Origin of the sequence: Campylobacter sp. BCW_6889 (assembly GCF_001762535.1) — a bacterium.
Lineage (GTDB): Bacteria > Campylobacterota > Campylobacteria > Campylobacterales > Campylobacteraceae > Campylobacter_D > Campylobacter_D jejuni.
Window position 1 is genome coordinate 14,225 of record NZ_MJWZ01000071.1, and the last position, 885, is coordinate 15,109.

Sequence of the window (885 nt, forward strand, 5' to 3'; positions counted from 1 at the left end):
AATTAAGAGTTGTAAATAATCAATGCCATAAGAATGATATGCTAATACATCACGCCAACCTCCCATTCTACTTGCAATTTCTATAATCTTAACTATATTGTTATGAAGTTTAATCTCTATATGTGAAGCTCCAAAATTAATTTTAAAAGCATTTAAAACCCTAATAATTTCACTTTCGATAAGTTGCTTTTCAAAATGATTAATTCTTGCAGGTATAAGTTGTTGTGTTTCTAAAAAATCATTTGCAAATTCGCCTTCTCGTAAATATTCTTCTGTGATAGCTATAATTTGATGTTTACCATGAGAGCTTATAGTTTCTACACTAAATTGTCTACCTTTTAAAACTTCTTCGGCTAAAACGATTTTATTATAAGAGAAATCTTTAGCTTTGTAAAAATATTTTTTTAAATTTTCTTTATCAAATACTTTTACAACTCCTCTTCCAGCACTTCTATCGCTTGGTTTTACAACAACAGGGAAATTAGCAATTTGTTCTAAATCTTTTTCATCTTTGAGTATAAAGTATTTAGCATGATTGATATTGTTTCTTTCAAATACTTTTTTCATTAAGCTTTTATCTGTAGTATTTTTAGCACATTCATAAGAATTAGTTCCAAGATTAAGCTTTTCTCCAATGTAGCATACTGTTAAATTTCCAAGTTCTGTAGCAGCAGTAGCAATACCTACTATATTAAATTTGATAGCTAATTCCAGAATTTTTTCTTTATCAGCAATAGAAATAGGATGAAAATAATCTGCTAAATCTTTGCAAAAACAATTTTCATTGTAGTCAAAAACATGAGTGATAAAATCTTTTTTTGCATGTAACACTAAATCTGCTTGTAAATCACCACCGCCAATAATAAAAAAATGTTTGTTTTTCAT

General features: G+C 27.5%; 1 protein-coding gene. It reads right to left on the reverse strand.

The features are described 5' to 3' along the window. The coding region (locus AJ939_RS10650) for an acetyl-CoA carboxylase biotin carboxylase subunit family protein (protein WP_070278790.1) at positions 1-885 on the reverse strand (885 nt) is incomplete at both ends.